The sequence below is a fragment of the Paludibaculum fermentans genome (assembly GCF_051172195.1).
GTDB lineage: Bacteria > Acidobacteriota > Terriglobia > Bryobacterales > Bryobacteraceae > Paludibaculum > Paludibaculum fermentans_A.
In genome coordinates, this window is sequence record NZ_JBPJAQ010000001.1 from 1,081,140 (window position 1) to 1,107,226 (window position 26,087).

Consider the following 26,087-nt stretch of genomic DNA (forward strand, 5'->3'; position numbering starts at 1 on the left):
AAGCGGGATCCAGGCCGGGAGAGGCAACCAGCCCCGCTGATTCGTCTGAAAGTTCCCGACAATTGGCATTGGCTTTGCTTCGCCTCGTCATTCGGAACCAGGCTAGAAACGTCAGATTTCCACAGGTACTAAGGTGAGTGCCTGGAAGCCGCCCGGCGGCCAAACTACTAATCCGCACGATCTATGTCAGATTGAAACGCCGGTTGCGCACTGTCTAGGCCCGGGGATGGGCCTTGTCATAGACCCGCATCAGGTCTGTCAGCGAAAGCTGGGTGTACTTCTGAGTAGTGGAAAGCGAGGCATGGCCCAGCAGTTCCTGGATGGCGCGGAGGTCGGCTCCGGCGCTCAGCAGATGGGTTGCGTAGGCGTGACGCAGGGAATGTGGGTGGAGCGAGGAGTCGGCCGAGAGGGCGATGGAGTACATCTTGACGATCCCCCGGGCGCCGCGATCGGTCAGCCGCTGGCCGCGGTGATTCAGGAAAACGGCCATCTCGCCTTCTGCCGGGTGCCGTGCCGCCAGGCAGGCCCGCAGGGCGGCCATGGCCTTGCCTGGGATGGGTACCTGCCGTTCTTTCTTGCGTTTACCGCGTACACGCACCCAGCCTTCTGACAGGTCAAAGTCGCTGGTATCCAGCCCGACCAGCTCGCTGATACGCAAACCGCAGCCGTAAAGGAGCTCGAACAGGGCCAGGTCGCGTTGGGGCGAGGGGCGCTCCAGCTTGCCCTTGGCGATGTCGTCGATCAGGGTGTTGGTCTGCTCCTCGGTGGGGACGTCGGGCAGCGTCTTGGGCATGCGCGGCGTGGTGAGGAGTTTGGCCCGGTTCAAGGTAATGACGCCTTGGCGCAGGCAATGGTCGAACAGGCTGCGCACGGCGGCGAGCTTGCGTCGAATGGTGGTGCGGGCCAAGTCCTGGCCGTATAGGTCGGCCAGCCATTCGCGTAGCATGAGCTGGTCGAAGTCCTTGGGCTCCGGCGGGTTCAGCCCGTTTCGCGAGAAGTAATCGACAAACTGTTCCAGATCAGTCTGATAGTTACGCACGGTGTGGACTGACGAGTTGATCCGTGTGAGCTCGGCCAGGTAGGAGTTGATCCAGAGCTGCAGGTCAGACATACGTGGACATGGCCTCGATGGCGCGGCGGCAGACCTCGGCATGGCGCGCCTTCTTGTCGCGTTTCAAGCGCTGGCGCGCCGCCTCATCCAGCGCCGGCAGCAGGTCGAAGGCAATGTTGGCGGGTTGGTAGTGTTTCGGATTGGCGTTGGTGATGTAGTAGGTCAGGGACCCCAAAGCGGTCTCGCGCGGCACCGGAAGGGGCGTCTCGCCCAGGGCCAGGGCGGCGGCAAAGCGGCCGGCCAGCAGGCCCGTCGCGATGGACTCCACATAGCCTTCGACTCCGGAGATCTGGCCGGCGAAGAAGATGCGCGGATCACTCTTCAGCTGCAATGTGGCGGTGAGCAGTTCCGGCCCGTTGATGTAGGTATTACGATGGATCTGGCCGAAGCGCAGGAACTCGGCGTTTTCCAGTCCGGGGATGAGCCGGAACACGCGCTTCTGCTCCGGGAACTTCATATAGTTCTGAAAACCAACGAGATTGTAGCTGCCGGCGCGCTGATCTTCCTGGCGCAACTGGACCACGGCGTAGGGCCAGCGGCCGGTTTTCGGATCGTCCAATCCGACGGGCTTCATGGGGCCGAAGCGGAGGGTGTCGCGCCCGCGCCGGGCGATCTCCTCGATGGGCAAGCACGACTCGAAGAAGGCGACTTTGCCGTTGTGGATGGCGCGATCTTCATCGATGTGGGCACCGGCGCTTTCGGCCGTGAGCACTGCGTCGACGAAGGTCTCGTACTCCTGCCTGTTGAACGGGCAGTTTAAGTAGTCGTCGCCGCCGTCCAATGACTTACCGTAGCGGGAGGCCGCGAAGACCTTCTCGCGGTCGATGGTCTCGGCGTCGATGATGGGGCTGATGGAGTCGTAGAAGTAGAGCCGCTCGCTGCCAGTGAGACGGGCAATATCGGCCGCCAGCGGACCGGAAGTGAGTGGACCGGTGGCCACAACCACGATGCCGTCGGCTGGAATTTCCGTGACTTCCTCACGGACTACCTGGATCAGGGGATGGTCTTCGATAGCCTTGGTTAAGGCGGCGGCGAAGAGATCGCGGTCGACCGTGAGCGCGTGGCCGCCAGGAACACGGCATTCTTCGGCCGCGCGCATGGCGAGAGAGCCCAACTGCCGCAGTTCGCGCTTCAGCAGCCAGGGGGCGGTGTTTTCGGAGTCACTTTTCAACGAGTTGGAGCAGACCAGCTCGCCGAAATCGCCCGTCTTGTGGGCAGGAGTTTGCCGCAGCGGCCGCATTTCATATAGGATGCAGGAGATCCCTTTGTCCGCGATCTGCCACGCCGCCTCGCTGCCGGCCAGCCCCGCGCCGAGCACGTGAATGGTAACCTTTTTCGTCAAGCTCCTACCATTTTAGGTCTTAGCCCAATGCGCACCATATTTCTTTCACTCGTTCTCTCGATTTCCGTTTTCGCCCAGGCTCCTGTGCGGTACACGCTTAAGTTTCCGGCTGCTCACACGCACTATGTGGAGGTGACGGCGGAAATCCCGGCCGGCCAGCCGGCGGTGGAACTGTACATGCCCGTATGGACTCCCGGCTCCTATCTGGTGCGGGAGTATGCCCGCAATGTGGAGAACTTCAAGGCGCAGGACAGCCAGGGCCACGAGTTGACCTGGAGCAAAACCCGCAAGAACCGCTGGAAGGTGGACGCAAAGGGTGCGGCCGCTATCTCTTTGAATTATAAGGTCTATGCCCACGAGATGAGCGTGCAGGGCAACTGGGTGGACGCCGGCTTCGCCATGATGAACGGCGCCGCGAACTTCATGACCCTGGTGGGCGCCGACAAACGGCCCTATGAGGTGAAGCTGGAGCTGCCTTCCGGTTGGACCCGCAGCATCAGCGGGATGAAGGAGGGCCCGGCGCCGCACACGTATCTGGCCGTCGATTGGGACCAGTTGCTGGACAGCCCCATCTACGCCGGCAACGGGCCGATCCACGAGTTCGAGGTCGACGGGAAGAAGCACTATCTGGTGAATGAAGGGGAAGGGCCGATGTGGGACGGACCGGCTTCGGCGCGGGACGTGGCCAAGATCGTGGCGGAATACAGTCGCCAATGGGGCGGGCTGCCGTACGACAAGTACGTCTTTTTCAATATGATCACGGAGTCCGGTGGTGGACTGGAGCACAAGAACTCCACCTGGATGGGGACTAGCCGCTGGGCCTATGGCAATACCCAGGATCCGCCGGAGATCCCGGGCGGCGCGCCCGCCGGGGCCGGCAACCGTCGGCCGAACCGTGTTGGCTGGCTGGGGTTGGTAAGCCACGAGTACTTCCATCTCTGGAACGTGAAGCGGCTGCGGCCGGTGGAACTGGGTCCATTCGACTATGAGAATGAAACGTACACGCGGAGCCTATGGCTTGCGGAGGGCGTGACGTCCTATTACGGTCCTCTGGCGCTGCGGCGGTCGGGCCTATCGACCCAGCCGCAATTGCTGCGGGCGATGTCGGGGGCGATTGGGCAGTTGCAGACGACGCCGGGCCGTCTGGTCACGCCGGCGGAATCGGCCTCGTACAATGCCTGGATCCAGCTCTACCGGCCGAACGAGAACACGTCGAATACGGCGATCAGCTACTACACCAAGGGCCAGGTGATCGGGTTTATCCTGGATGCGAAAGTTCGGAAAGCTACCAATGGAGCAAAGTCGCTGGATGATGTACTGAAGCTGGCGTTTGAACGATACAGCGGAGCCAAGGGCTATACGCCGGAGCAGTTCCGGGCGGTCGCCAGCGAAGTGGCTGGAGTTGACCTGAAGTCCTTCTTCAAGAATGCTTTGGAGACGACGGAGGAGCTGGATTACACGGAAGCGCTGGACTGGTATGGGCTGCGGTTCCGGCCCCAGGCAGGACGCAACGGCCCGCCGCGGATCGTGACTGGCGTAACGACGGGCACGGCCGCCGGCCGTATCGTAGTTTCGCGGCTGCAGCGCGGGACGGCCGCTTATGATGCGGGGTTGAACGTGGACGACGAGATCCTGGCCGTGAACGGCTACCGGGTGCGGGCCGAGCAGTGGCCGTCGCGGCTGGACAACTACAAACCTGGCGATACGGTGGATCTGCTGGTGGCCCGGCGCGACAAGCTGATGACCTTCAAGCTGCCAATTGTGACGGACGAAGCCAAAACGTGGGCGCTGGAAGTGAAGGCCGACGCCAGCGACGAGCAGAAGGCGCACCTGAAAAGCTGGTTGATGCAATAGGCGCAGGCACGAGGGACCGGATTGCGGACAAGTCTCTTTGATCTCTTCAAGATCGGCATCGGTCCCTCGAGTTCCCACACCGTGGGACCCATGCGGGCGGCCTACACGTTTGTCCGGCAGTTGGACGACCGTGGACTGCTGCCGGCGGTGCGGCGAATCCGGGCGGAGTTGTACGGTTCACTCGCGCTGACCGGACGCGGCCATGGCACCGACCGGGGCATCCTGCTGGGCTGGCTGGGCGAGCAACCGGATGGCGTGGACCCTGAATCGATCGGGCCACGGCTGGCGCAACTGGAGCAGGACGGTCGGTTGGCGCTGTTGGGCCGGCACGAAGTGAAGTTCTCCGCTGCCAGCGACCTCATCTTCCATATGGATATGGTGCTACCGGGCCACCCCAATGCGGTGCGGTTCTCGGTGTTGGGCAGCCACGGCGAAGTGGTCGACAGCCGGGTGTACTACTCAGTGGGCGGCGGATTCATCCGGGAAGAGGGGCAGGCGGCGGCCGAGTCGGCCCGTCCGGCGGTTCCCTATCCTTTCCAGAGCGGCGCCGAGCTGTTGGAACGGGCGAACGCCAACTCGCTGACAATCGCGGAACTGATGCTGGCCAACGAGTTAGCGTGGCGCGGCGAGACGGAAGTACGAGACGGGATCCGGCGGATCTGGAATGCCATGCAGCAGTGTACCCAGCGCGGGCTGGAGACCGAAGGCGTGCTGCCGGGCGGTTTGAACGTGACACGGCGGGCGGCTTCGCTGGTGAACCGGCTGGCTGGCAGCGACGCGAACGATCCGCTGGCTCCGCTGGACTGGGTGAACGTATGGGCGCTGGCGGTGAACGAGGAGAATGCGGCCGGCGGACGGGTGGTGACGGCGCCGACAAATGGCGCGGCGGGCATCATTCCGGCGGTAGGGCATTACTACATGCGTTTCCAAGAAGGTTCCAGCGAAGGCATGGAGCGGTATCTGCTGGCCGCGGCGGCGATTGGGGTCCTCTACAAAGAAAATGCCTCGATCTCCGGGGCCGAAGTGGGCTGCCAGGGCGAAGTGGGCGTGGCGTGTTCGATGGCGGCTGCCGGCCTGGTGTCGGCGCTGGGCGGCGCGAACGACCAGGTGGAGCATGCCGCCGAGATCGGGATGGAGCACAACCTGGGGATGACCTGCGACCCCATCGCGGGACTGGTGCAGATCCCGTGCATCGAGCGGAACGCATTTGGAGCCATCAAGGCGGTGAATGCGGCCCGCATGGCGATGCAGAACACGACAGGCCACCGGGTGACGCTGGACCAGGTGATCAAGACCATGTACGACACGGGCATGGACATGCAGAGCCGGTACAAGGAGACGTCGCTGGGCGGATTGGCTTTGAACGTAATCGAGTGCTGAATTAAGCGGTTTCCGGTGAGCGGCGGCTGCGCAGCACCTGCACGATGACCGGGACCACGGAGACCAGCACGATGAGGATGACGACTTTCTCGAAATGCGCCCGGATGATGGGAAAGCTGCCGAGTTTGTAGCCCAGCAGGGTCATCGAGATCACCCACCCTACGCTGCCGAAGATATTGAACGACAGGAAGCGCGGCAGGCCCATGCCGGCCACACCGGCCACGAAGGCGGCGAAGGTGCGGATGATGGGCACGAACTGGGCGTAAATGATAGTCTTGCCGCCGTGCTTCTCGTAGAAGGCGTGGGTGCGGTCGAGGTGTTCGCGGCGGAAGATCTTCGAGTTGGGGTTGGCGAACAGGCGGACACCGATGAAGCGGCCCAGGAAGTAGCCGCAGGAATTCCCCAGCAAGGCAGCGATGATCAGGGTGATGATGATGCCGGCGAGATCGAGTTGACCCGCGCCGGCGACCACACCAACCGTGAACAGAAGTGAGTCGCCTGGAAGGAAGAACCCGACGAGCAGGCCGGTTTCAGCGAACACGATGCCGAAGAGCATCGCGTAGCTCCACCATCCCGTGAAGACGGTGGTGAGCAACCGGATGAGCGCGTCCGGGTCCTTCAGGGCCAGGACAAAGTCAATAAACTCGCGCAACATCTAGCCGCCGTAGGACGCGACCAGCTTCTTGATGTTGTCGTCGTAGATCTTCACCCGCTTCTGCTTGATGAGAGCCTGGACGACGCCGTCGCCGAAGAGTTCGCGGCGCTCGCTGGCGCGGCGGGACTTCAGCTCCTGGATGAGGGCGGTGCGATTGGCGACGATCGCCGTCAGGTCGGCCGCTTCCTTCTCGAGGACCTTGCAGTAGAAGGTGCCATTGGGCGTCGGGACCGGACCGAAGACATCGCCGACGTTGCGGGTATAGCCTTCACCCACGGTGCTGGCGGAGCCGAGGCCGGTGATGGCGGCATCGCGGTTTACCAGTTCCGAGGTCTTGAGGTCGGCGCCGAACTGCTTGGCGAGGGAGGCGAGATCGCCGTTCGCCGACTTGAGCTTGGCGGTGGCTTCCTTCACAGCGTTCTGCATGGCTTCCTGGGCGCGCTGGCCGAGGAGGGCATCGCGCACCTGCGCCTGGACATCGGCGAACTCGGCCGGATGGGCCGGGATGATCTCAGTGACCTGGGCAACGGCCAGCTTGTTCTGGCCAACCTGGACGACCGGGGTGACGCCATTCTTGGCGAGGCCGGCGGCTGCGTCAGCAAATTGGGGATTGATGCCAATTTCCTGGATGGGATCGCCGGGGCCCACGCGCTCCGCGCGAACCGGGGTAATGCCGTTGGCGGCAGCGAGCTTCTCGGCCTCGGCGGGCGACTTGATGAGAGCCGCGCGGAGCTGGTCCGAGAGGGTCTGCATCTTGTCGAACACCATGGCGCGGGTGGCTTCGCGAGCGATCTCATCGCGGACTTCCGCGAAGGTGCGGAGGTGGGCGGATTCGTGCGCATCCACCTTAATAATGTGGAAGCCGTACTCCGTTTTGATCAGGCCGCTGACCGTACCGGCCGGAGTAGAGAAAGTAGCCTTCTCAAACTCGGCCACCATCTGGCCGCGAACAACCCAGCCCAACTCGCCACCCTTGGCAGCGGAAGCGCCGGGGGCATTGTCTTCGGAGTTCTTCTTGGCGAGTTCGGCGAAATTGGCGCCGCCCTTGATCTGCTTCAGCAGGTCTTCGGCTTTTTTCTGGATCGCGGCCACTTCGGCTGGCGACTTGTCGGTCGTTTTCAGCAGGATGTGGCTGGCCTTGACCCGCTCTGGCGTGCGGAAGGATTCCTGATTCTGCGTGTAGAGCTTCTGCAGCGTGGCGTCATCCACCTTGATGCCGGCGGCGATGGTGGCTTCGTCCACGGGGAAGATGAGGTAGCTGCGGCGCTCCGGCGACTGGTAGAGAGTGCGGTTCTTGTCGAAGAACGCCTTCACCTCTTCGGGCGTGACGTTGACCTTGCCCTTGAAGAGTTCCGGCCCGATGCCGAAGTAGGCGATCTTGATCTTGTCGTGGCGATGCTTGTACTCGCCTTCGATGTCGCCCGGCGTCACGACGGTGCCTTCCAGGGCGAGTGTTTCGAGGCGCGTTTCCAGGGCGGCCATGCGCACATTATCTTCAAACTGCTGGATGGTGAAGTTCTGCTGGCCGAGGAACGCGGCGTAGGCTTCGTTGCCGACAAACTTACCATTTTCAAAGAGTTGAGGCAGGATGGAGCGGACCGTATTGGCAAGGTCCTCATCGCTGACCTTCATACCCATGCGGCTGGCCTGATAAGCCACTGCGCGCTGGGCGACCATCTGCTGGACGGCCAGCGGCACGTAGAACTGCTCCATGCCCTTCTGGATCGCACTGCGTTCGCGGGCCATGAACTGGCGGACATCCTGGGCTGTCACCTTCTGGTCGCCGATTTCCGCGAGGATATTCGGGTCGCCGCTGTTGCCGCCGCTGCCCCATCCGCCACCGTAGCCGGGGACCAGGGTGATCACCATCGAAAGAGCAACCAGCGTCAAAAGCGCACCGAGCAGGTAACGCACAGACTTCTCACGGCTGCGGAACAGGTCAAACATGGGAAGAAACTCCTAGCTGAAGCGAAACTACTATTATAAACCCGCCAGCCCGCCCGGAAAGTAGGGGGCCGGATGCGCTGCTAATTGCCCAGGCCACATTCGGCATGGACGGCGCGAACGGCTTTTTCGATACCGTCCTTGCGGACCACAATGCCGATGGTGAGCTCGGAGGAGCCCTGGGCGATGGCGATAATGTTGACCATCTCACGAGAGATGGCCGTGAAAATCCGTCCGGCCAGGCCGGGGTGGCCCTTCATCCCCTCGCCGACGATGGCGAGCAGGCCGACGTCGAGTTCAACGTCGATGGGGTTCAGGTAACCGTGGGTGAGTTCAATCGAGAAGGTCGCCTCCAGGCGTTCGATGACGGCGGGCAACTCGGCCGTGCGGATGAGGAAGCAGAAATTCTGGCGGTAGCTGGAACTGGTTAGGGCGAGGACTTCGGCATTGGCGGCGGCGAGGGCCTCGAGCGAGCGGGCCATGATCTTGGTGCCGCTGAGCAGGGCGCTGGCGGGATCGAGCGTGACCAGCGCAACATTCGTCATGGAGGTGACGGCGCGGGGCCCGATGGGACCTTCCCTGGTTTCGGGCACGATGCGGGTACCGGGGGCGGTGAGGTTGAAGCTGTTCTTGCTCCAGACCGGGATGTCCTTCTCCATCAGGGGCACCAGGGTACGAGGATGTAGCACTTTGGCGCCGTTGTAGGCCAGCTCAGCCGCTTCGCGGTAAGTGATTTCGTCCAGCACCTTGGCATTGGGGACGAGGCGGGGGTCGGCCGACATGATGCCGTCGACATCGCTCCAGATCCAAAGTTCCGAGGCATCGAGGACGGAGGCCAGGATGGAGGCGGAGAAGTCGCTGCCGCCACGGCCTAGTGTGGTGGCCCGGCCGTCCATGGTGGCTCCATTAAACCCGGTGATGACGGGGAGTTTGCGCTGCTCGAGGGCCGGTTTGAGCTGATTGACGGCCTTTTCGCGGGTTTGATCCATCAGCGGACTGGCATTGCCGAAGACGGCGTCGGTCACGACGAGATCGCGGGCATTGACGGCGAAGGCTTCGACGCCCCGGCTGCGCATGTAAGCGGCAATGAGGTTGGAGGAGAGGCGCTCGCCGACAGCGATGGCTTCGTCGACTGAGCGCGGCGGGCGTTCGCCCAGCATCAGGACGCCGCGCGCGATGCGTGAAAACTCCAGCAGGATGTCATCGAGAAGGGACTGGGTGGTGTTGCGGGCGGCGAGGTCCTGCAGCAGGTCGGCACAGCAATCGCGGTGTTTCGCATCGAGGGCAGCCAGATTGGCGTCGACCCCGCGTTCATCACCGCCTTCGGCGTGGCGCAGGGTCTCCAGCAGCATATCGGTGACTTTCGACATGGCGGAGACCACGACAACTGTAGGCCGTTGGGCGTGCGCGTCTTCGCACAGAGCGGCAGCCGATTTGATCCGCTCGGCGGTGCCCATGCTGGTGCCGCCGAACTTCATCACGAGCAAATTCTTCAACGATGAACTTCCTTTCCATTGCTGGTGCGTTCGCGCACGATGCGCAGCAGCGCTTCTTCCACCTGGCCGGCATCCATGTGACTGGAATCGAGGTAGGTGGCGTCAGGAGCCTGCCGCAGGGGCGAGTCGGGGCGAGTGGAGTCGCGCTCATCCCGTTGTTTCATTTCGCGGAGGACTTCATCGAAGTCGGCCGGGATACCGCGGGACTGGAGATCAGAGACGCGGCGTTGCGCGCGCACTTCGGGGGTGGCGTCGAGGAACACCTTCACTTCGGCGTTGGGGAAGACGACCGTGCCGATGTCGCGCCCTTCCATCACGGCGGAGTGGATCTCGCCCATTTCCTGCTGTTTAGCGACCAGGGCACGGCGCACGCCGGAGACGGCGGAGACGATGGAGGCGCCTTGGGAGATGTCGGGCTCGCGAATGGCTGAGCTGACGTCCTCACCGTTCAGCAGGACGCGGCCGTCGCGCTCCAGGCGGATCTCCGCCTCGCGGGCGAGTTGCTCCAGGCCCTGGAGGTCGTTCCATTCCACGCCCGTGCGGCGGGCCCAGAGGGCGACAGCGCGGTACATGGCTCCGGTGTCGATATAAATGAAAGAAAGGCGGGCTGCCACCCGTTTGGCGAGGGTGCTTTTGCCGGCGCCGGCCGGTCCGTCGATGGCTACGATGATGCGTTTCGTCAAGGCTAACACTCCAGTTTATCGCGCTAGACTGGAAATTATGCTGGGAAAGACAGTTTTGATGACTCTGGCGGCCGCGATCTGCCTGTTCGCCGCCAATCCGAAGGTGACTCAGGCGGAGGCCAAAGTGAAAGCGGGCAAATTCGAGGAGGCGTTCGCGCTGCTCGACCCGCTCTACAAGGCGAACGCCAAGGATGCTGAAGTGAACAAAGCGCTGGCGGATGCGCACTTGAAGTATGCCGACAGCTTCATGAACAACGAGGCCCTGCCGCCGCGGCAGAAGTACCGTCCGGCACTGAAGCAGTATCGCGAGGTGCTGACTTACGATCCGGCCAATAAAGATGCGAAGGCGAAGATCAACCTGATCGAGGGGATCTACAAGCAGATGGGGATGCCTGTCCCACAGTAAACCAGCCGGCCCGGCAGGCGGAGTTCACTCCTCCGCCTGGGCCAGCGGATCGCGCGCGAAGACGAATTCCTCGACGGGCTGTCCGCCAATCAGGTGTTCCTGGATGATGCGTTCGATGACGGCAGGCGTAGCGTTGCGGTACCAGACTCCATCCGGATAGACGACCGCGATGGGGCCCTGCTCGCAGATACGCAGGCAGTTGGCCTTGGTGCGGTAGATCTCCTTGTGGTTCAACTCCTTGAGCCGTGACTTGAGGTAGTCCCAGGACTCGAGACCCTGCTCCTTCGAACAGCACTTTGGGTTCGTCTGGTCGGCGCACAGGAAGATGTGGCGCCGAAGGGAGCCGATGCCGTAGGCGGAGGCAACTTTCTGGATTCGCTCGTCGTCCTGTTCGCTCATTGTGATCCTTTCCCTCGATCCCGCATCTACACTTAAGGCTAACGTATGACTCCGCTGGAGTTCGACCAACTCGTCGAAGAGTGCATGCATGTCATTCCTCCGCGCTTCCGGCGGCAGCTGCAGAATCTGGTGTTCCTGGTCGAGCAGGAGCCTGCCACGCCGGGGTTGCTGGGACTCTACGAGGGCCGCCCCCTCACGGAACGTAGCACCGTCCACTCCTTCTCGATGCCAGACCGCATCACTCTCTATCAGGGCCCTCACGAACGAGAGGCCCGCACTCCGGCCGAACTGCGACGCCTGGTCGAGGAGACGATCTGGCACGAGGTGGCCCATTATTTCGGCCTGGACGAGCGCGAGGTGCTACGAGCTGAGCGGGTAAGGCGCAACCGGTTGCGGCGGCTTCGAGATCTGTAGGACCGGCCGCTATACTTGTGAGTTGCACCCTATGCCTGCGCAAGACCATACGACCGGCGCGCGCGCGCTGGCCGGAGTGGCCGCGGTGGCTGTGGTGGCGCTCTTCGGCGCACTACAGCAGTACGGCCTATCTGACCAGTATGCCTCGCAGTTCCACGACCCCTTCCACGTGATGGCCCAACAGGAGCGGCTCCAGCCCGTGCTGGCGCGCATCCCTGTCACCGAAAAGGTAGGCTATTTCTCCGATCTGCCGGATAGCGACCTGGCGGAGCAGGCGGCGTTTGCCTACACGCAATACGCCGTCGCGCCGCGAGTGCTGGTGCCCTGGACGGCCAAGGTGAAGCCGGTCTGGTGGATCGGCGCCCTGTCCGCGAATGATGCCAACCTGGCGGCGCAGGGCCGCGACCGTGGCATGGTGCTGGTGGAGAATCTCGGCAATTCCGTGGGGCTGTACCGCCGGGAGGGCCGTTAGCGTGATAGGCATTGGCTCGCTACTGTTGGCGTGGGCGATTGGCTGGCCGTGGGTGCGCGCCTCGCGGGCCTGCGACGGGCTGCGGCCACGTTGGATGGCCTGGATCCTCGAAGCGCTGCTGGCGCTGCCGGTGGGCCTGGCGGCTACCGCTGCCCTGTCGTTTGCCCTGCTCTGGGCCGGACTGGGTGCGCAGACTGCCGTCCATGCAGCCGATGGTTTGCTGGCACTGTGCGGCATCGCCGGTTGGTTTCTCCGGCGCGGTTCCATTGCTGGACAGGAGGAGACTCCGGCGCCCCCTGGATTCAAGTGGACCTGGCTGCCGGCCATGGCCTTCGCAGTCGGCATGGTGCTGTTCGCGGCCGGATTCTTCGCCTTCACCAATGGCAATCCGCAGGGGAATTGGGATGCCTGGTCGAGTTGGAATCTGCGGGCCAAGTTCCTGACGGACGCTTCGACCTGGCGCCTCGCAATCACCGCGGAGAACGGACTGGCGAACGCCGACGCGCCGTTGTTGTGGCCCTCCGTGGTGGCGCGCGGTTGGGTCTACGGCGGCGCGACGGGTGATCCCCGTGTGCCCATCGCGGCATCGTTTCTCTTCAGCGCGGCCATCCCCCTGCTGCTTGGGTTCGCCCTGGCGCTGCTGCGCTCTCCGGCGCTGGGCTGGCTGGGCGGGGTGATTCTGCTGACGTCGACACCATTGTGGCGGCAGGCTCCGGGCCAGTATGCCGACATGCCCGTAGGCTGCCTGATGCTGGCGTCGCTGATCGTCGCGGCCCTGGCTGAGCGCAGGAAGTGGGATCCCGGCGTGCTCGCGCTGAGCGGCTTGCTGGCCGCGCTGGCCGCGTCGGCGAAGAACGAGGGCGCTGTGTTCTTCGTCTTACTGGCCGCGGCACTGGCCTGGCAGGCGCGGGTCAAAACGGCTGCCTGGCTGGGAGGATCGCTGCCGGCCCTGCTGCTGGCGGTGGGCTTCCCTCTGCTGCTGGCTCCGAAAACGGCTGGCCTCTCCTTTAGCCTGCTGGCGGACGTAAGCCGTGGCGGCGCCGTGCTGAGGAACTTCCTGGATTCGCTGCTGCAGTTGGGCGAGTTCCCGGCACACCCGGTGCTGCTCTTCGCGGCGTTGGCATTCGTGCTGAAGCTGCGGGCGCCGCGCGCACCGTGGTGGCCCGTCATCGTACCGGCCGTGCTGCTGCTGGCTGACCTGCTGGTGCTGTGGATCACCCCACCCACCGTGGGCTGGCAGATCGACACCGCGCTCGACCGCAAGATGGTGCAGTTGATCGCGCCGCTGCTGTTTGCAGGCCTGCTGTTGATCAGGGTTCCTGAAACCCTGCCAGAGCCCGCCGAACCACAGGATCGTTCCGAAGCTCGATCTCGTCGCCGATCGCAACGCTGATCGACTGATTCAGAATCTCCTGCTTGAGGCGGCGGCGGATGTACTCGCGCTCAGCCGACCATTCGGACAGCCCGGGCCGGATGTTGCGCTTCGATAGCCAGAGCTGGAACTCATCCAGCATGGGGCCGGTGATCTCCATGTCGCGGCTGGAGTCGGCGCGGTGGCCGGCGAGCCATTCCGTGGCATATCCGGCGAAAGCGGCTGAAGTCTCCAGGACATAGCGAAAACGGCCCGGACGTTCAGGGAAGACCACGAAGTCGGGTTCGATCCCGCCGCCGCCGCGCACCGTACGTCCGCCCACGGTTTTGAACTCGGGCCGGGTGGTTGCGGTAGCCGCGGCCAGTTCGTTGTCCTTCAACGGCTTCTGGATACTACGGCCGCTGGGCGTGTAGTAGAACGCCGTGGTCAGCGCCAGCCCGGCGTTGTCGCTGAGCGGGAAGACGCGCTGCACCAGGCCCTTCCCGTACGACGTTTCGCCGATGACCATGCCGCGATCGTTATCCTGGATGGCCCCGGCCACGATCTCCGATGCACTGGCCGTCTTTGAATTCACCAGCACGGCGAGCTTGAAGTCGTAGGGCTTTGCTTCCTTGGGCACCTCGATGTTCTCGGTCTCGGTGCTGCGGCCGCGCGCGCTGAGGATACGAGTGCCGGGCTTCAAGAACAGCGCCGCCGTGGCGAGGCCGGCCTGCAGGACGCCGCCGGGATTCTCGCGCAGGTCCAGCACCAGCCCTTTGAGTTTCGCGCCGCCCAGGCCTTCGATGGCTTCCTGGATGAGCGTGGCGGTATTCGTGTCGAAACTGGTGGCGCGGACGTAACCGATGCCGGGTTCCAACAGGAACGAGCGGTCGACGCTGGGCGACTGCAGTTCTTCCGGCGTCAGGGTGAAGAACATCAGGCGCGCCGTCCCCTGGCGCCGCACGACGATCTGCGCCTGTTGCTGGCGGGTCATCGAAAGCACTTGTACCAACTGATCCAGGTCGAGATTCGCGAAGGGAATATTGTTGACGCCGACAATCTCGTCGCCCGGCGAAAGGCCGGACTTCTGCGACGGCGTGCCGGGCAGGGTCTGCAGGACGATGACACGTCCGGGCAGCACGCTCACCACGCTGCCAAAGCCCTTGGTGACGCTGCGCTCCATCTCCTGCAACTGCTGGAACTGTTCCTTGTCGAAGAAAACGGAGTGTGGATCGAGGCGGCGCAGCATGCCGGGGATGGCTCCGCCATAGAAGGCGGCGTCGGGACTGACCGGGTCGGCCGCATTGTCGCTGGCAATGAGATACACGTCCAGAACGCGCTTCAGCTCGCGCTCCAGCTCCTCCGTATTCGGGAGGGGCCGGTTCGGATTCGCGGGCGGCTTCGGCTGTGCGGCCAGCGGCAGGCACGCCGCCAGCAGGAGTACGGCCAGCGTTCTCATCGTTCGTAGCGCAGGGCCCGGCGCAGGCTGTGACGTTCCAGCGCCAGGCTGATGAGCATGCCCACCAGCATCTCGAACGGGCAGCCGGCATGCTCCCACATCTTCGGGTACATGCTGATGGAGGTGAAGCCCGGGATGGTGTTGATCTCGTTGATGTAAATGTTGCCCGTGGCTTTCTCAATCAGGAAATCGACGCGGGCCATACCGCTGCAGTCCATGGCCTGGAAACACGCGATGGCCAGGCGCTGGACCTCTTCGATCTTTTCCTCGCTCAGGTTCGGCGGGATGACTGTCCGCGCCTGGTCGAGCAGGTATTTGTCGTCGTAGTCGTAAAACTCCTTCGACGGCAGGATCTCGCACGGCGTGGAGGCCTGCGGGCGGTAGTTGCCCAGGACGGCGCACTCCACTTCCTGGCCGACGATGGCACGTTCGACGATCACCTTCAGGTCGTAGCGGGCCGCGTCCAGGATCGCCGCCTGCAGCTCTTCCACCGTATGCGCCTTGGAGACGCCCACGGACGAGCCCAGATTGCAGGGCTTCACGAAGACGGGCAGGCCGAAACGCTCGACGATCTGGTTCAGCGTGGTTTCCCAGTCGATAGCCTTGTGTGGATTGCCGGTTTGGACGATGGCGTACTCGACGACAGGGAGACCGCGCTCCACGCTGAGGCGCTTGAAATGTTCCTTATCCATCGACGCGGCGGAGCCGAAGACGCCGGGCCCGACATACGCCAGGTCGGCCATCTCGAACAGCCCCTGGATGGTGCCGTCCTCGCCGAAAGTACCGTGAAGCACGGGGAAGACGACGTCGATGCCGTCATTGGCGCCGGGCTCAGGCAGAATCGGTTTGGGATCCCACTTGCCATCTTTGCCGATGAGATAGGGGATGATTTCGTAGTTCTCGGTGTTCAGAGCGGCCATGATGGCCTGGGCCGAGCGGATGGAGACTTCGTGCTCGCCGCTGCGGCCGCCGTACACAACTGCGACGCGGAGTTTACTCATAAATGCCTTGTTAGAGGATCCTTTTACCCATGGCCGACATCACCAGTTCGACGCCCAGCAAGGCGGTCCGGTTAGCAGTGTCGAGCACCGGATTTACTTCCACCACTTCCATGGAACGCACGCGGCGCGAGTCGCTGAGGATCTCCATCGCCAGGTGGGCCTCGCGGTAGGAGAAGCCGCCGCGCACAGGCGTACCAACACCCGGCGCCTCATCGGGATCCACGCCGTCCATGTCCAGTGAGAGGTGGATGCCGGCCGTACCTTCCGAGGCGATCATCACCGCCTCTTCCATCACCGAGCGCAGTCCGCGCTCATCGATATCGCGCATGGTGAAGACACGCACGCCGCTCTGCTTCACAATGGGGCGCTCCGACAGGTCGACATCGCGGATCCCCACCAACACGACGTTCTTCGGGTCCACCTTGGGAGCGTAGCCGTAGAGGTGCGTCAACGGCTTGGGGCCGTACCCCACCAGGCACGCCAGCGGCATGCCGTGCACGTTGCCGCTGGGCGACGAGTCCGGCGTGTTCATGTCGGTATGCGCGTCCAGCCAGATGATGCCCAGCTTCTGCTTCTTCTTCAGGAAATGGTGGGCCATGCCGCTGACTGTGCCGACCGCCACTGAGTGATCGCCGCCCAGCACCAGCGGGAACTTGCCCTGCCCGGCCGCACGCTCCACTTTATGCGCCAACTCGACACAGGTTTCGGCGATCGGTTTCAGGTAGCGGGCGTGGGCGGCGCCGATTCGGGAGCTCTCCTGCTGGCTGGCGAACACGTTGCCCAAATCCTCGACCTTGTAGCCGAGGGAGACGAGCTTCGCATTCAGATTCGCCACGCGCAGGGCCGAGGGGCCCATGTCCACCCCGCGGCGTCCGGCGCCGAGGTCGAGGGGAGCTCCGAGAATCGCGATTGTTTGCGCCATATGCTCCTAGGGCCGCGTGCGGTACAGCATGCGCGGGAAGGCGATGGTTTCGCGGATGTGTTCCAGGCCGCAGATCCACGCCACGGCGCGCTCAATGCCCATGCCGAAACCCCCATGCGGCACGCTGCCGAAGCGGCGCAGGTCCAGATACCACTGGAACGCCTCGGGCGGCAGGTTGTGATCCTTGATGCGCTGCACCAGCAGGTCGTAGTCGTGGACGCGCTGGCCGCCGCCGATGACTTCGCCGTAGCCTTCGCTGGCCAGGACATCGACGCCCAGTGCGACTTCAGGCCGCTCCGGTGCGGGTTGGAAGTAGAAGGCCTTCACCGCGGCGGGATAGCGATCGACCATCACGGGCCGGTCGAACTCCTCGCTGAGCAGGGTTTCGTCGGTACCGCCGAAGTCGCCACCCCATTCAATCTCGCTGCCCTTGCGCTTGAGGATCTCAACGGCTTCGTCGTAGCTGATGCGCGGGAACGGCGGCTTGATGGCTTCCAGCTTGGTAATGTCGCGTTCCAGCGTGGCCAGTTCGGTTTTACGATTCTCCAGGACGCGGCCCACCATGAAGACGATCAGTTCCTCGGCGACGCGTTTCACATCTTCCAGGTCGGCGTAGGCCATCTCGGGCTCCACCATCCAGAACTCGGTGAGGTGGCGGCGGGTCTTGGACTTCTCGGCCCGGAAGGTCGGGCCGAAGCAGTAGGTCTTGCCGAACGCGGCGGCCGTGGCTTCGTTGTAGAGCTGGCCGGACTGCGTGAGGTAGACCTTCTCATCCTCGAAGTAGTCGACTTCGAACAGCGTCGTCGTGCCTTCGCAGGCGGCCGGCGTAAAGATGGGGCAGTCGACCAGGGTGAAACCGTTGGAGTCGAAGTAGTCGCGGACGGCCTTGATGATCTCGTGGCGGATCTTGAGAATGGCGTGCTGGCGGCGGCTGCGCAGGTGCAGATGGCGCTGGTCGAAGAGGAACTCGACACCATGCTCCTTGGGCGTGATGGGGTAAGGATGCTCCTCACTGACGCGCTGCACGATCTCAGCGCCTTCGATATCCATCTCAAAGCCGCCCTGGGCTCGCGCCTCGGCGCGCATCCGGCCGCGAATGATGACGGAGGATTCCTGGGTCAGGTTCTTCAGGGCTTCAAAGACATCCTCGGGCAACTGGGCTTTCACGCCCACGCACTGGATGGTCCCGCTGCCATCGCGGATGATCGGAAAGATGATCTTCCCCGACTTGCGCAGGTTGTAGAGCCAGCCGGCAATTTCGACGGGTTCGCCGGTATGCTGGCCCGCGCTGGCAATGGTGATTCGACGGTAGTCAGACATCAAAGGTTCTCCAATCGGTCAAAGGCCTGCCGGGCCGCATCAATGGGATTCGGGAAGGCGGGTGAGTCCTTGACCTCCAACAGGAGCGGATACTGCGACTCCCGGGTGCGTAGCAGATCCATGGTCTGCTTCCAGGGAATGGTGCCGCCCTCGGCCAGCAGCGGAAAGAGATGTTTGTCATCCTTGCCGTCGTTGTCGTGGACGTGTGTGGACCGCAGCCGGTCCTGCAGCAGGGCGAAGGTGGGTGCAATGCCTTCCATCATGTGGGCGTGACCCAGGTCCAGGCAGAATTTCAGGTCAAGGTGGGTGATGCCGCTGAAGTAGAGCAGGCGTTCGGCGCTGCTCAGGCGGTTGGGGATGTTTTCGATGAGGATCTCCACGCCGCGGTGTTTGGCGAAGAGCTGCAAATCCTCCAGCGCGGTGAAGGCGGCATCCAGTTTCTCGTCGCTATACTCTTCACCCGAGACACCGAAGTGCTGGATGAGGTACTTGAAGGGGAACTTCTCGGCCACCTCGATGGCGCGCTTGATCTCCTCGACGGATTGCAGGCGGCGCGGCTTGGAAGTGTCGGTGAGCGTGACGACAGAGGATGGCCCGCTGCGGCCCCAGCAATCGTCGTTGAACATGGGCGAATGCAGCGAGTGGCACTGTAACTGCGCGTCGCGGAACCAGTAGCCCAGCTCATTCACCTGCGACATGTCGCGGTAGTCGAAGTGCTGCCTGGCGCAGAAGATCTCCACTTTGGGGATGCCGGCATTCCATATCCGGTCGAGCCAGACTGTGTTGAGCCGGTGATTGACGAGAACGTGGGTGGAGAGTGCGTGTTCCATACGATTTCAGTAACCGGCCGCTTTGCCGGAAGAGCGTCCATTCTGCGCTCCTGCGATCCAGGTGATGCGCGACATCCAGGTATCTTTACTGCTGTTCGAACGCGAACGGACCGCGGTGGCTCCGTCCGCCACCACCCCGCCCCGCGAGGCTTGGGCGGCTTTGGGCCGTTCCACCATGATCGCTTCGACGCTGGCGACGCCCGAGGTGCCGGCCACTTTATAGCCCATCTTCTCCAGCGCGGCACGGGTGTCCGGCGAGAATCCAGGCTCGAGGTAGAGCGTGTCCGGCAGCCACTGATGATGAAAGCGTGGTTGATCAATCGCCTGCTGCACGTCCATGCCGAAATCGATGACATAGAGCAGCACCTGGGTGACGGCGTTGATGATGCGCGAGCCGCCCGGCGCGCCCAGCAGCAGGAACGGCTGGTTGTCCTTCGTCACAATGGTGGGGGTCATGGACGACAGCGGCGCCTTGCGCGGCTGGATCGAATTCGCCTCACCTTCCACCGTGCCAAACATGTTGGCCTCGCCCGGCTTGGTGGTGAAATCGTCCATCTCGTTGTTGAGCAGGAAGCCCAGGCGCGGCACGGTGACCCCGTTGCCGTAGAGGCCGTTAATCGTATAAGTGAGCGCGACGGCGTTGCCCTGCTCGTCGATCACGTTGAAGTGCGTGGTCTCGGACGATTCATAAGGCGCCGGATCGCCCGCCTGGATGGCGCCGCTGGGTGTGGCCTTGTCGGGCTCGACATTCGCCCAGAGCTTCCTGGTGTAGGTGCGGTTGATCAGGCCACTGACCGGAATCTTAACGAAGTCGGGGTCGCCCACATAGCGCGCGCGGTCGGCGTAGGCGCGGCGCATGGCCTCGGCCATGAAGTGGGTGGCGCTGGCGGATCCGGCACCGGCCTTTTCATAACCCGTGCCTTCAAGCATGCCCAGCATCTGGAACATGGCGATTCCGCCGGAAGACGGGGGCGGCGCGGTGATGATCTGGTAGCCCTTATACTCGCCGATGAGTGGCTTGCGCTCGTGCACCTGGTAGGCCTTGAGGTCTTCCAGCGTAATCTCACCGCCGGCCTTTTTCGATTCCTCGGCAAAAACGCGAGCCGTTTCGCCCTCGTAGAAGTCCTTCGCGCCTAACTTGGCGATGCGCCCAATCACTTGGGCCAGTTCGGGCTGGACCAGCTTCTCGCCGGGTTCGAAACAGGCTCCGCCCTTCAGGAAGATGCGCTTGGATTCGGCGAAGGGCTCCATGACTTCGCGGTTGCCGCAGAGATTGCGGGCTTCGGCGTAGGTGAGTGTGACGCCCTGTGAGGCGAAGTCGATGGCGGGCTTCAGCAGGCTGGCCCAGGGCTTCGTGCCGTACTTCTTGTGGGCGTATTCGAGACCGCGGGCAGTTCCGGGCACTCCGGCCGCGCGCCAGCCTACCTGGGTGTCCTTGGTGAGCTTGCCATCCTTGTCCAGGTACATCGTGCGAGTGGCGCTGAGCGGAGCGCGCTCCCGGAAGTCGATGAACGTGCTGGTCCCGTTGGCCAGGCGGATGAGCATGAAACCGCCGCCGCCCAGGTTGCCGGCCCTGGGATGGGTGACGGCCAGGGTCATGGCGACGGTGATGGCTGCGTCGACGGCATTGCCGCCAGCCTTGAGCACAGCAACACCTGCATCGGTAGCGTTGGGTTCCTGCGAGACCACCATGGCCTTGCGGGTACGCACCGGTTCTCGCGCCGGGGCGGGGATCGTCAGGGCGCAGACCAGCGCCAGGGCGGCGAAAACTCGCGGGTTTCGCATGAAAACCAATTGTACTACCGCGATCGTGCCGCCCTGGACACGGAGTATGGACTAGACGGGCTTTGTCGCGCGGATGAAGGCGCTCATGAACTTCTCATCGACCAGCGGCGCGATGGCTTCTACATCAATGCCCTGGCCGTCGAGGAACTCGCGGGCCTGCTCGACTTTGTAGACGCGGGTGGGTTCGAAACCGATGTTCTCAAAGCCGGCCTTGGCGAGCCGGGCATGATAATCCTGTTCGTCCAGCGCGCCGGCGATGCAGCCCACCCAGAGCTCGACGCTGCGCCGCACATCGGCCGGGATTTCCCCACGGGTGACTACGTCGGAGACCGCGAAGCGGCCGCCCGGCTTCAGCACCCGGAAAGCCTCGCTCAGGACCATGTCCTTATCGGCCGAGAGGTTGATCACACAGTTGGAAATGATGACGTCGACCGAGTTGTCCGGCAGCGGGATGCGCTCGATCTCGCCCTTCAGGAACTCGACATTCGCCAGGCCGGACTTCTCCTTGTTCGAGTTGGCCAGGGCGAGCATTTCATCGGTCATGTCCAGACCGTAGGCTTTGCCGGTAGGGCCCACGCGGCGGGCCGAAAGCAGCACATCGATGCCGCCGCCGGAGCCGAGATCCAACACGGTTTCACCTTCGTGCAGCTGGGCCAAGGCTGTAGGGTTGCCGCAGCCGAGCGAGGCGAGTACCGCGGTCTCGGGGATCTGGGCTGCCTGGTCGTCTGTGTAGAGATTGGCGGTGATGGGGTCGTTCGCACCCAAGGCCACGGCCTTCTTTGATCCGCAGCAGCAGGAAGCTTCGCCTTCCACCACACGCAGGGCAGCCTTTCCATAGCGATCCTGCACTGCTTGTTTTACATCTGTCGTGCTCATAGTAATCTCCTGTTCCTGCAATGGGGTGACTGGAGTTGCCACGGCATTGCTACGGCTTGTTTCTATAATTCTACTATAGTGGAATTATAGAAGAAGGCAAGCGGCAATTGAAGGAATCTTCGATTTTGCTATTCGCGGGGTAGCAGTTTGATGAGGGAGAGGTTGACGCTCAGCAAGCGGCCCTCGCCGGGTTTCTGGTTTGGTTCGGTGATGACGGGGGAGCCCAGGATCTCCACCTGATACTCGGGCGCCTCATCCAGCGGAGCCTCCAGGATGAACAGGCCCGGCCGGTCCAGTTTCCATTGCCCGATGGACTGGCCATTGGCGCGCAGTTCGACCTTCGCCACCGACGGCGCGTAGCCCTGCACGCGCAGCAGGGGCGCTCCGGCCCGCATGCGGACGAGTTTGACCACGGCGCGGGCGCCGATCCAGCGGTACTTGCTGCCGAAGTCGCCTTCCAGTTCGTAGAAGCCTTCGACGAGCCCTTCCTCGTGGCCCGGTTTGGAGAAGTCCAATGTATCCGCGCGGTTACCGGGATAGAGCTCCGCTTTGAGACTGGTGCTCAACAGATTGTAGACATTCGATTCGTTCACCGCCTGATAGGCGCACTGGGGGCAGGCCATCAGCTCAGTCGTCTGGAACGGAAGCGGGGCGCCGCAGTCGGGACAGGCCAGCGCCTCCGTGAGCGGAAGCTCCGCCGGCAGCCGCCCGGGCTTGCGGCAAAAGGCGGCGAGTGTCGCGCCCAGGCAGTCAGCGATGCGCGCCTCGGCATTGCCCGGCATGCGGCGCAGCATCCACTGGACCATCTGGTTCGCCCAGCCGCGCTGGCGCGGGAAGGTGACGAAGCGGCACTCCTCGAAGTACTTATGGAGCAGTTCCGACCATTCGCGCAGGCCGAAGCGGTGGTTCTGGCGGATGCCGAAGGACTCTTCCTGGTCGGCCCCGATCACGTCCATCGCCATAAAATCGAGCAGCCCGCTGTCGTAGAGGCGCTTCTCGAACGGCTTCATTCGCTCGGGGTAAGGTGCGCGGTAGACCCGCATCGTCAACTTGCGGCGGACCGGCTCCTCGGCAAAGTAGTAGACGCCGCCGGGGGCCAGCACGCGGTGCACTTCGCGAATGACGCTCTCGATGTCGAGAAACTGGGAAAGCGTCTGAAACGACATGACAAACGCCAGCGAGTTGTCGCGGAACGGCAGACGGGTGGCGTCGCCGGCGGTGAGGATCGGCGAGCGTTCCAGATTCCAGGCAGTCCGCAGAAACTGGCCGTAGCGGAGCGCGTCGGCCGAAATGTCCAGCGCGAAACCGTCGGCCTGAAACTCATTGGCCAGTAAGTAAGAGGTGTGCCCGGCGTTGGCGCCCACTTCCAGGAACGGGGTCAGCGATGGGATGAAGTCCCGATGAGCTTTCAGGATGGAGCCGCGCCGGAAATTCTCGTCGGCATAGGCAGCCAGCGCCCGTTCCGGTTCGCCCAGCGACGCGAAGTTGTGGAAGTCCACCTGCGCGCGTTTGACCGAGATCGACTGGGCTGGATCTGACATCTTTGCCCCTAAGTTGTACCGCAGGCCAGTATTCACTGGCAACCAATGGCGCGGCTCCGCAGGCTGGCCAGGGACTCCTCATCTTCCCTGGTGGACGAGGGTCCGGCGACGATCGCCGTGAATATACGCAGGGCCTCGCGGGTGGCCGCCTCGTCGCAGCGCTTGTTCCCGATGGAATAGGCGGCTAGGCGGGAGTACCAGGCATAGCCCAGATCACGCGATGATTCGACGTTTGTAGTGTCTGACTCCGCCAGACGCTTCAGAATGGCGATGCCGCGGTCGCAATCGGCCAGCGCGCCGGGCACGTCGCCGGCCCGGGCTTGCGCCTCCGCTTTCATGACAAGCTCGTCGGCCTGATCGCGCAGCAGGGCTGGCTCGCCCGGTTGGAGTTCGGTCAATTTCTGCAAGTAGGCCAGCGCGCGAACGTGACTTTGGAGGCCCTCGGCCGGTTGACCATGCGTGGCGAGGTGGTTGCCGATCCGTTGTTCTACAACTGCAAGAGATCGTAATAGAGCCGGATCGTTGGAGGCCACCGGGGCGAGCCGCTCGCCCAGTGTTCGTGCTTCCGTGAGGCGGGCCAGGCCTTCGGCCGGGGCACCGCCGCTGCGCAGAGTGGCATCGCCCCAGGCGCTGAGCGCGGAGACGAGTAGCACCTGATCTGCTCTCTGCTGCGTGGCGCCAAACAGGGAGACCGACTCCTGCAAGTGTCGTAGAGAGTCCGGCCAGCGGAACAACCGGCTCTCCAACTGGCCGCGCCGCTGCAACACCGTACCCAGGGCACGCCGGCTGCGATCACGATCCGCGTTGGCCACCACCTGCCTCGCCCACTTCTCCGCTTCCTGGTAGCTGCGCAGTGCTTCCGCCGGATTGCCACGGTTGGCGCTCCATGGCCGGCCCTGTGCGTCACCTAACCGCAGCCACGCGGTGGAGATGTCTAGGCTAATGTCTTTCAGTGACTTATCTGACTGTGCGTCGCGGTCCAGTTTCTGCAGGTAGTTGAGCGCGTCACTGGCGATGCGCTCGCGCAGCGCGGTGGAGCCGGGCAGGCGGGCGACGCGGTCGTGGTAATCGAAGAGCAGGTTCAGGGCGAGTCTATGGAGGTCTTCCAGATGGGCTCGGGCCTGGTTTTCGGCCCGGCGCGTCTGGCCCCACTGCCAGGAGAACAGTCCGACCGCCACGACCGTGGACAGGATCGCCGCAGCCAAGATCGTGGTCGCACGGCGGTTGCGGCGGACGAACTTGGAGAGCCGGTAGGAAACCGTATCCGGGCGGGCGGTGACGGGGCGTCCTTCCAGGTAGCGCAGGAGATCCTCAGCCAAACTTCGGGCAGAGGGATAGCGGCGGTCCGGTTCGCGGTGCGTGGAAAGCCGGACGATCGAATCCAGATCACGGTCGACGGCCGGGTTGACGCTGCTGGGTGCGGGCAGATCCTCCCCCGCCGCCGCCTTGGGGCGCTCACCGGTCAGCAACTCGAACGTGATCAGGCCGAGGGAGAAGATATCGGAGGCTGTGGTGACCGGCAGGCCGGCGAGTTGTTCCGGGCTGGCATAGCCGGGCGTATAGAAACCGGTCGCGGCCCCGCTTTCCTCCTCCGGATGTAGTAGTTTGGCGACACCGAAATCCAGCAGTTGGACGCGGCCGCCGGAATCCACCAGGATGTTGGCCGGCTTGAGGTCGCGGTGCACGATCAGCCGCTGATGCGCGAAGTGGACCGCCAGGCAGATGTCGGCCAGGATTCTGACCCGTTCGGGGAGGGACAACTGGCGCTGCCGGGCATAGGTCAGCAGCGGCTGGCCGTCGACGTATTCCATTACAAAATAAGGGACTCCGGGGCCGACGGAGCCACCGTCCAGCAACCGGGCGATATGCGGGTGTTGCAGTTGGGCAAGGATCCGCCTCTCCGATCGCAGACGCTGCTCGGCGGCCGCGGTCACCAGCCCGGTGCGGCTGAACTTGATGGCGACCTGTTGGGCGAACGAGCCGTCCGCCCGCTCGGCCAGCCAGACCGCGCCCATGCCGCCCGAACCCAGTTCGCGGACCAGGCGGTACGACCCGACCACCGCACCTTCCTCCGGGCGAAAGAGCACGGTCGAGAACTCGGGCAGGGGGTCGTGCTCCAGAAAGGTGTTGGCTGACTGGTCGGCCGCGAGCATACGGTCCACCTCAGCGCGGATCGCTGCGTCCGGGGGACAGGATCCGTCGAGGAAGTGTCCGCGCGCCTCAGGCTCCACCTCGACGGCCGCTTCAAAGATCTGGGCGACCTGCCGCCATTGTTCCGGAGTCAGCGCGGGTTGCATGGGTTCAGGTGGACAACCGGGCAAACAACCAGGCCCGAGCGGTGCGCCAATGGCGCTGGACGGTACGCTCGGTGATGCCTAGCACCTCGGCCACCTCTTCGAAGTTGAGGCCGCCGAAGTATTTCATCTCGACGATTCTGGCACATTCCGGATGGAACTGTGCGAGCTGGTCCAGAGCCTGGTCCAGCGCCAGTAAGTCTACCGTGGACGTAGGTTTAGAGGCGGGATCTGAGGAGTCTGGCTCGTCGATGGACATGCGCAGGGCGCCGCCGCCCCGCTTGAGGGCGACATGGGCGCAGGCATAGTTCACCAGGATGCGGCGCATCATCGACGCGGCGAGACCAATGAGCTGGGCACGGTTCGACCAGCCGGTTTCGCGCTGCTCCAGCAGGCGCAGGTAAGCCTCGTGGACGAGGGAGGTTGGCTGGAGGGTGTGGTCCGTGCGCTCGCGGCGCAGGTAGGACGCGGCGAGCCGGCGCAACTCCTCGTAGACCAGCGGGAGTTGGTCGTCGAGGGTGTTGCGCGGCTCGGCGGTATCAGACATAACCG

At 63.6% G+C, this 26,087-nt stretch carries 23 protein-coding genes; 6 read left to right on the top strand and 17 right to left on the bottom strand.

What is annotated here, in order from left to right; genetic code table 11:
• Positions 1-214: 214 nt before the first annotated feature.
• Positions 215-1,111: a tyrosine-type recombinase/integrase gene (locus tag ACR9Y2_RS04420; RefSeq protein WP_435039844.1), complete on the bottom strand. Its 897-nt coding sequence runs from the start codon at positions 1,109-1,111 to the stop codon at positions 215-217.
• The gene (trmFO, locus tag ACR9Y2_RS04425) at positions 1,104-2,453 is read right to left on the bottom strand and encodes a methylenetetrahydrofolate--tRNA-(uracil(54)-C(5))-methyltransferase (FADH(2)-oxidizing) TrmFO (RefSeq protein ID WP_435039845.1); all 1,350 of its coding nucleotides are present in this window, start codon (positions 2,451-2,453) and stop codon (positions 1,104-1,106) included. Before trmFO ends, ACR9Y2_RS04420 begins: the two co-directional genes overlap by 8 nt.
• A gap of 27 nt (positions 2,454-2,480) precedes the next feature.
• Between trmFO and ACR9Y2_RS04430 the strand changes: the two genes are divergently transcribed.
• Together ACR9Y2_RS04430 and ACR9Y2_RS04435 are read left to right on the top strand one after the other, a co-directional pair.
• On the top strand, positions 2,481-4,307 hold the full coding sequence (locus ACR9Y2_RS04430) for a M61 family metallopeptidase (RefSeq protein ID WP_435039846.1): 1,827 nt from the start codon (positions 2,481-2,483) through the stop codon (positions 4,305-4,307).
• Positions 4,308-4,328: 21 nt separating this feature from the next.
• On the top strand, positions 4,329-5,687 hold the full coding sequence (locus tag ACR9Y2_RS04435; RefSeq protein ID WP_435039847.1) for an L-serine ammonia-lyase: 1,359 nt from the start codon (positions 4,329-4,331) through the stop codon (positions 5,685-5,687).
• Between the two features lies 1 nt (position 5,688).
• Here ACR9Y2_RS04435 and ACR9Y2_RS04440 read toward each other — a convergent pair whose 3' ends face one another.
• The 4 genes from ACR9Y2_RS04440 to cmk all read right to left on the bottom strand — a co-directional run bounded on the left by ACR9Y2_RS04440 (position 5,689) and on the right by cmk (position 10,465).
• Positions 5,689-6,342: a VTT domain-containing protein gene (locus tag ACR9Y2_RS04440; RefSeq protein WP_435039848.1), complete on the bottom strand. Its 654-nt coding sequence runs from the start codon at positions 6,340-6,342 to the stop codon at positions 5,689-5,691.
• The gene (locus tag ACR9Y2_RS04445; RefSeq protein ID WP_435039849.1) at positions 6,343-8,289 is read right to left on the bottom strand and encodes a peptidylprolyl isomerase; all 1,947 of its coding nucleotides are present in this window, start codon (positions 8,287-8,289) and stop codon (positions 6,343-6,345) included.
• Between the two features lie 80 nt (positions 8,290-8,369).
• On the bottom strand, positions 8,370-9,782 hold the full coding sequence (locus ACR9Y2_RS04450; protein ID WP_435039850.1) for an aspartate kinase: 1,413 nt from the start codon (positions 9,780-9,782) through the stop codon (positions 8,370-8,372).
• Entirely contained in the window at positions 9,779-10,465 is a 687-nt protein-coding gene (cmk, locus tag ACR9Y2_RS04455; RefSeq protein ID WP_435039851.1) for a (d)CMP kinase, read from the bottom strand. The genes ACR9Y2_RS04450 and cmk overlap by 4 nt, the downstream gene beginning before the upstream one ends.
• Between cmk and ACR9Y2_RS04460 the strand changes: the two genes are divergently transcribed.
• On the top strand, positions 10,449-10,871 hold the full coding sequence (locus ACR9Y2_RS04460; RefSeq protein ID WP_435039852.1) for a hypothetical protein: 423 nt from the start codon (positions 10,449-10,451) through the stop codon (positions 10,869-10,871). The two genes, cmk and ACR9Y2_RS04460, sit on opposite strands and share 17 nt — an antisense overlap.
• A 24-nt stretch (positions 10,872-10,895) precedes the next feature.
• On the opposite strand, the gene ACR9Y2_RS04465 is transcribed toward ACR9Y2_RS04460, so the two are convergent.
• A complete protein-coding gene (locus ACR9Y2_RS04465) occupies positions 10,896-11,270 on the bottom strand; it encodes a (2Fe-2S) ferredoxin domain-containing protein (RefSeq protein WP_435039853.1) in 375 nt (124 codons plus the stop codon).
• A 45-nt stretch (positions 11,271-11,315) separates the two neighbouring features.
• Here ACR9Y2_RS04465 and ACR9Y2_RS04470 point away from each other — a divergent pair, with 45 nt between their 5' ends.
• From ACR9Y2_RS04470 to ACR9Y2_RS04480, 3 genes are read left to right on the top strand one after another with little or no spacing between them, the layout of a single operon-like run.
• On the top strand, positions 11,316-11,684 hold the full coding sequence (locus ACR9Y2_RS04470) for a metallopeptidase family protein (protein ID WP_435039854.1): 369 nt from the start codon (positions 11,316-11,318) through the stop codon (positions 11,682-11,684).
• Between the two features lie 31 nt (positions 11,685-11,715).
• On the top strand, positions 11,716-12,156 hold the full coding sequence (locus ACR9Y2_RS04475; RefSeq protein ID WP_435039855.1) for a hypothetical protein: 441 nt from the start codon (positions 11,716-11,718) through the stop codon (positions 12,154-12,156).
• A gap of 1 nt (position 12,157) precedes the next feature.
• Entirely contained in the window at positions 12,158-13,549 is a 1,392-nt protein-coding gene (locus ACR9Y2_RS04480; protein ID WP_435039856.1) for a hypothetical protein, read from the top strand.
• Here ACR9Y2_RS04480 and ACR9Y2_RS04485 read toward each other — a convergent pair.
• The 10 genes from ACR9Y2_RS04485 to ACR9Y2_RS04530 all read right to left on the bottom strand — a co-directional run bounded on the left by ACR9Y2_RS04485 (position 13,467) and on the right by ACR9Y2_RS04530 (position 26,082).
• Positions 13,467-14,966, bottom strand: a complete 1,500-nt coding sequence (locus tag ACR9Y2_RS04485; RefSeq protein ID WP_435039857.1) for a S41 family peptidase — start codon at positions 14,964-14,966, stop codon at positions 13,467-13,469. The two genes, ACR9Y2_RS04480 and ACR9Y2_RS04485, sit on opposite strands and share 83 nt — an antisense overlap.
• Positions 14,963-15,967, bottom strand: a complete 1,005-nt coding sequence (locus ACR9Y2_RS04490) for a D-alanine--D-alanine ligase family protein (protein WP_435039858.1) — start codon at positions 15,965-15,967, stop codon at positions 14,963-14,965. Before ACR9Y2_RS04490 ends, ACR9Y2_RS04485 begins: the two co-directional genes overlap by 4 nt.
• A 10-nt stretch (positions 15,968-15,977) precedes the next feature.
• Positions 15,978-16,889: an arginase gene (gene rocF, locus ACR9Y2_RS04495; protein WP_435039859.1), complete on the bottom strand. Its 912-nt coding sequence runs from the start codon at positions 16,887-16,889 to the stop codon at positions 15,978-15,980.
• A 6-nt stretch (positions 16,890-16,895) separates the two neighbouring features.
• Entirely contained in the window at positions 16,896-18,209 is a 1,314-nt protein-coding gene (gene asnS, locus ACR9Y2_RS04500; RefSeq protein WP_435039860.1) for an asparagine--tRNA ligase, read from the bottom strand.
• The gene (locus tag ACR9Y2_RS04505) at positions 18,209-19,039 is read right to left on the bottom strand and encodes a sugar phosphate isomerase/epimerase family protein (protein ID WP_435039861.1); all 831 of its coding nucleotides are present in this window, start codon (positions 19,037-19,039) and stop codon (positions 18,209-18,211) included. The genes asnS and ACR9Y2_RS04505 overlap by 1 nt, the downstream gene beginning before the upstream one ends.
• 6 nt (positions 19,040-19,045) lie before the next feature.
• Positions 19,046-20,824, bottom strand: coding sequence for a gamma-glutamyltransferase (ggt, locus tag ACR9Y2_RS04510; RefSeq protein WP_435039862.1), 1,779 nt, complete (start codon positions 20,822-20,824; stop codon positions 19,046-19,048).
• Between the two features lie 51 nt (positions 20,825-20,875).
• Positions 20,876-21,700, bottom strand: a complete 825-nt coding sequence (locus ACR9Y2_RS04515; RefSeq protein WP_435039863.1) for an arsenite methyltransferase — start codon at positions 21,698-21,700, stop codon at positions 20,876-20,878.
• A gap of 128 nt (positions 21,701-21,828) precedes the next feature.
• The gene (locus tag ACR9Y2_RS04520) at positions 21,829-23,241 is read right to left on the bottom strand and encodes a methyltransferase domain-containing protein (protein WP_435039864.1); all 1,413 of its coding nucleotides are present in this window, start codon (positions 23,239-23,241) and stop codon (positions 21,829-21,831) included.
• Positions 23,242-23,273: 32 nt separating this feature from the next.
• Entirely contained in the window at positions 23,274-25,538 is a 2,265-nt protein-coding gene (locus ACR9Y2_RS04525; RefSeq protein WP_435039865.1) for a protein kinase domain-containing protein, read from the bottom strand.
• A gap of 4 nt (positions 25,539-25,542) precedes the next feature.
• Complete coding sequence (locus ACR9Y2_RS04530; protein ID WP_435039866.1) at positions 25,543-26,082, bottom strand: ECF-type sigma factor; 540 nt, start codon at positions 26,080-26,082, stop codon at positions 25,543-25,545.
• Between the last annotated feature and the right edge of the window lie 5 nt (positions 26,083-26,087).

Bases quoted from the DNA above. Each gene is read 5' to 3' on its own strand.
- ACR9Y2_RS04420 (WP_435039844.1), bottom strand. From the start codon at position 1,111: ATGTCTGACCTGCAGCTCTGGATCAACTCCTACCTGGCCGAGCTCACA.
- ACR9Y2_RS04430 (WP_435039846.1), top strand. From the start codon at position 2,481: ATGCGCACCATATTTCTTTCACTCGTTCTCTCGATTTCCGTTTTCGCC.
- ACR9Y2_RS04440 (WP_435039848.1), bottom strand. From the start codon at position 6,342: ATGTTGCGCGAGTTTATTGACTTTGTCCTGGCCCTGAAGGACCCGGAC.
- ACR9Y2_RS04445 (WP_435039849.1), bottom strand. From the start codon at position 8,289: ATGTTTGACCTGTTCCGCAGCCGTGAGAAGTCTGTGCGTTACCTGCTC.
- ACR9Y2_RS04460 (WP_435039852.1), top strand. From the start codon at position 10,449: ATGATGCGTTTCGTCAAGGCTAACACTCCAGTTTATCGCGCTAGACTG.
- ACR9Y2_RS04465 (WP_435039853.1), bottom strand. From the start codon at position 11,270: ATGAGCGAACAGGACGACGAGCGAATCCAGAAAGTTGCCTCCGCCTAC.
- ACR9Y2_RS04470 (WP_435039854.1), top strand. From the start codon at position 11,316: ATGACTCCGCTGGAGTTCGACCAACTCGTCGAAGAGTGCATGCATGTC.
- ACR9Y2_RS04475 (WP_435039855.1), top strand. From the start codon at position 11,716: ATGCCTGCGCAAGACCATACGACCGGCGCGCGCGCGCTGGCCGGAGTG.
- ACR9Y2_RS04485 (WP_435039857.1), bottom strand. From the start codon at position 14,966: ATGAGAACGCTGGCCGTACTCCTGCTGGCGGCGTGCCTGCCGCTGGCC.
- ACR9Y2_RS04490 (WP_435039858.1), bottom strand. From the start codon at position 15,967: ATGAGTAAACTCCGCGTCGCAGTTGTGTACGGCGGCCGCAGCGGCGAG.
- rocF (WP_435039859.1), bottom strand. From the start codon at position 16,889: ATGGCGCAAACAATCGCGATTCTCGGAGCTCCCCTCGACCTCGGCGCC.
- asnS (WP_435039860.1), bottom strand. From the start codon at position 18,209: ATGTCTGACTACCGTCGAATCACCATTGCCAGCGCGGGCCAGCATACC.
- ACR9Y2_RS04505 (WP_435039861.1), bottom strand. From the start codon at position 19,039: ATGGAACACGCACTCTCCACCCACGTTCTCGTCAATCACCGGCTCAAC.
- ggt (WP_435039862.1), bottom strand. From the start codon at position 20,824: ATGCGAAACCCGCGAGTTTTCGCCGCCCTGGCGCTGGTCTGCGCCCTG.
- ACR9Y2_RS04515 (WP_435039863.1), bottom strand. From the start codon at position 21,700: ATGAGCACGACAGATGTAAAACAAGCAGTGCAGGATCGCTATGGAAAG.
- ACR9Y2_RS04520 (WP_435039864.1), bottom strand. From the start codon at position 23,241: ATGTCAGATCCAGCCCAGTCGATCTCGGTCAAACGCGCGCAGGTGGAC.
- ACR9Y2_RS04525 (WP_435039865.1), bottom strand. From the start codon at position 25,538: ATGCAACCCGCGCTGACTCCGGAACAATGGCGGCAGGTCGCCCAGATC.
- ACR9Y2_RS04530 (WP_435039866.1), bottom strand. From the start codon at position 26,082: ATGTCTGATACCGCCGAGCCGCGCAACACCCTCGACGACCAACTCCCG.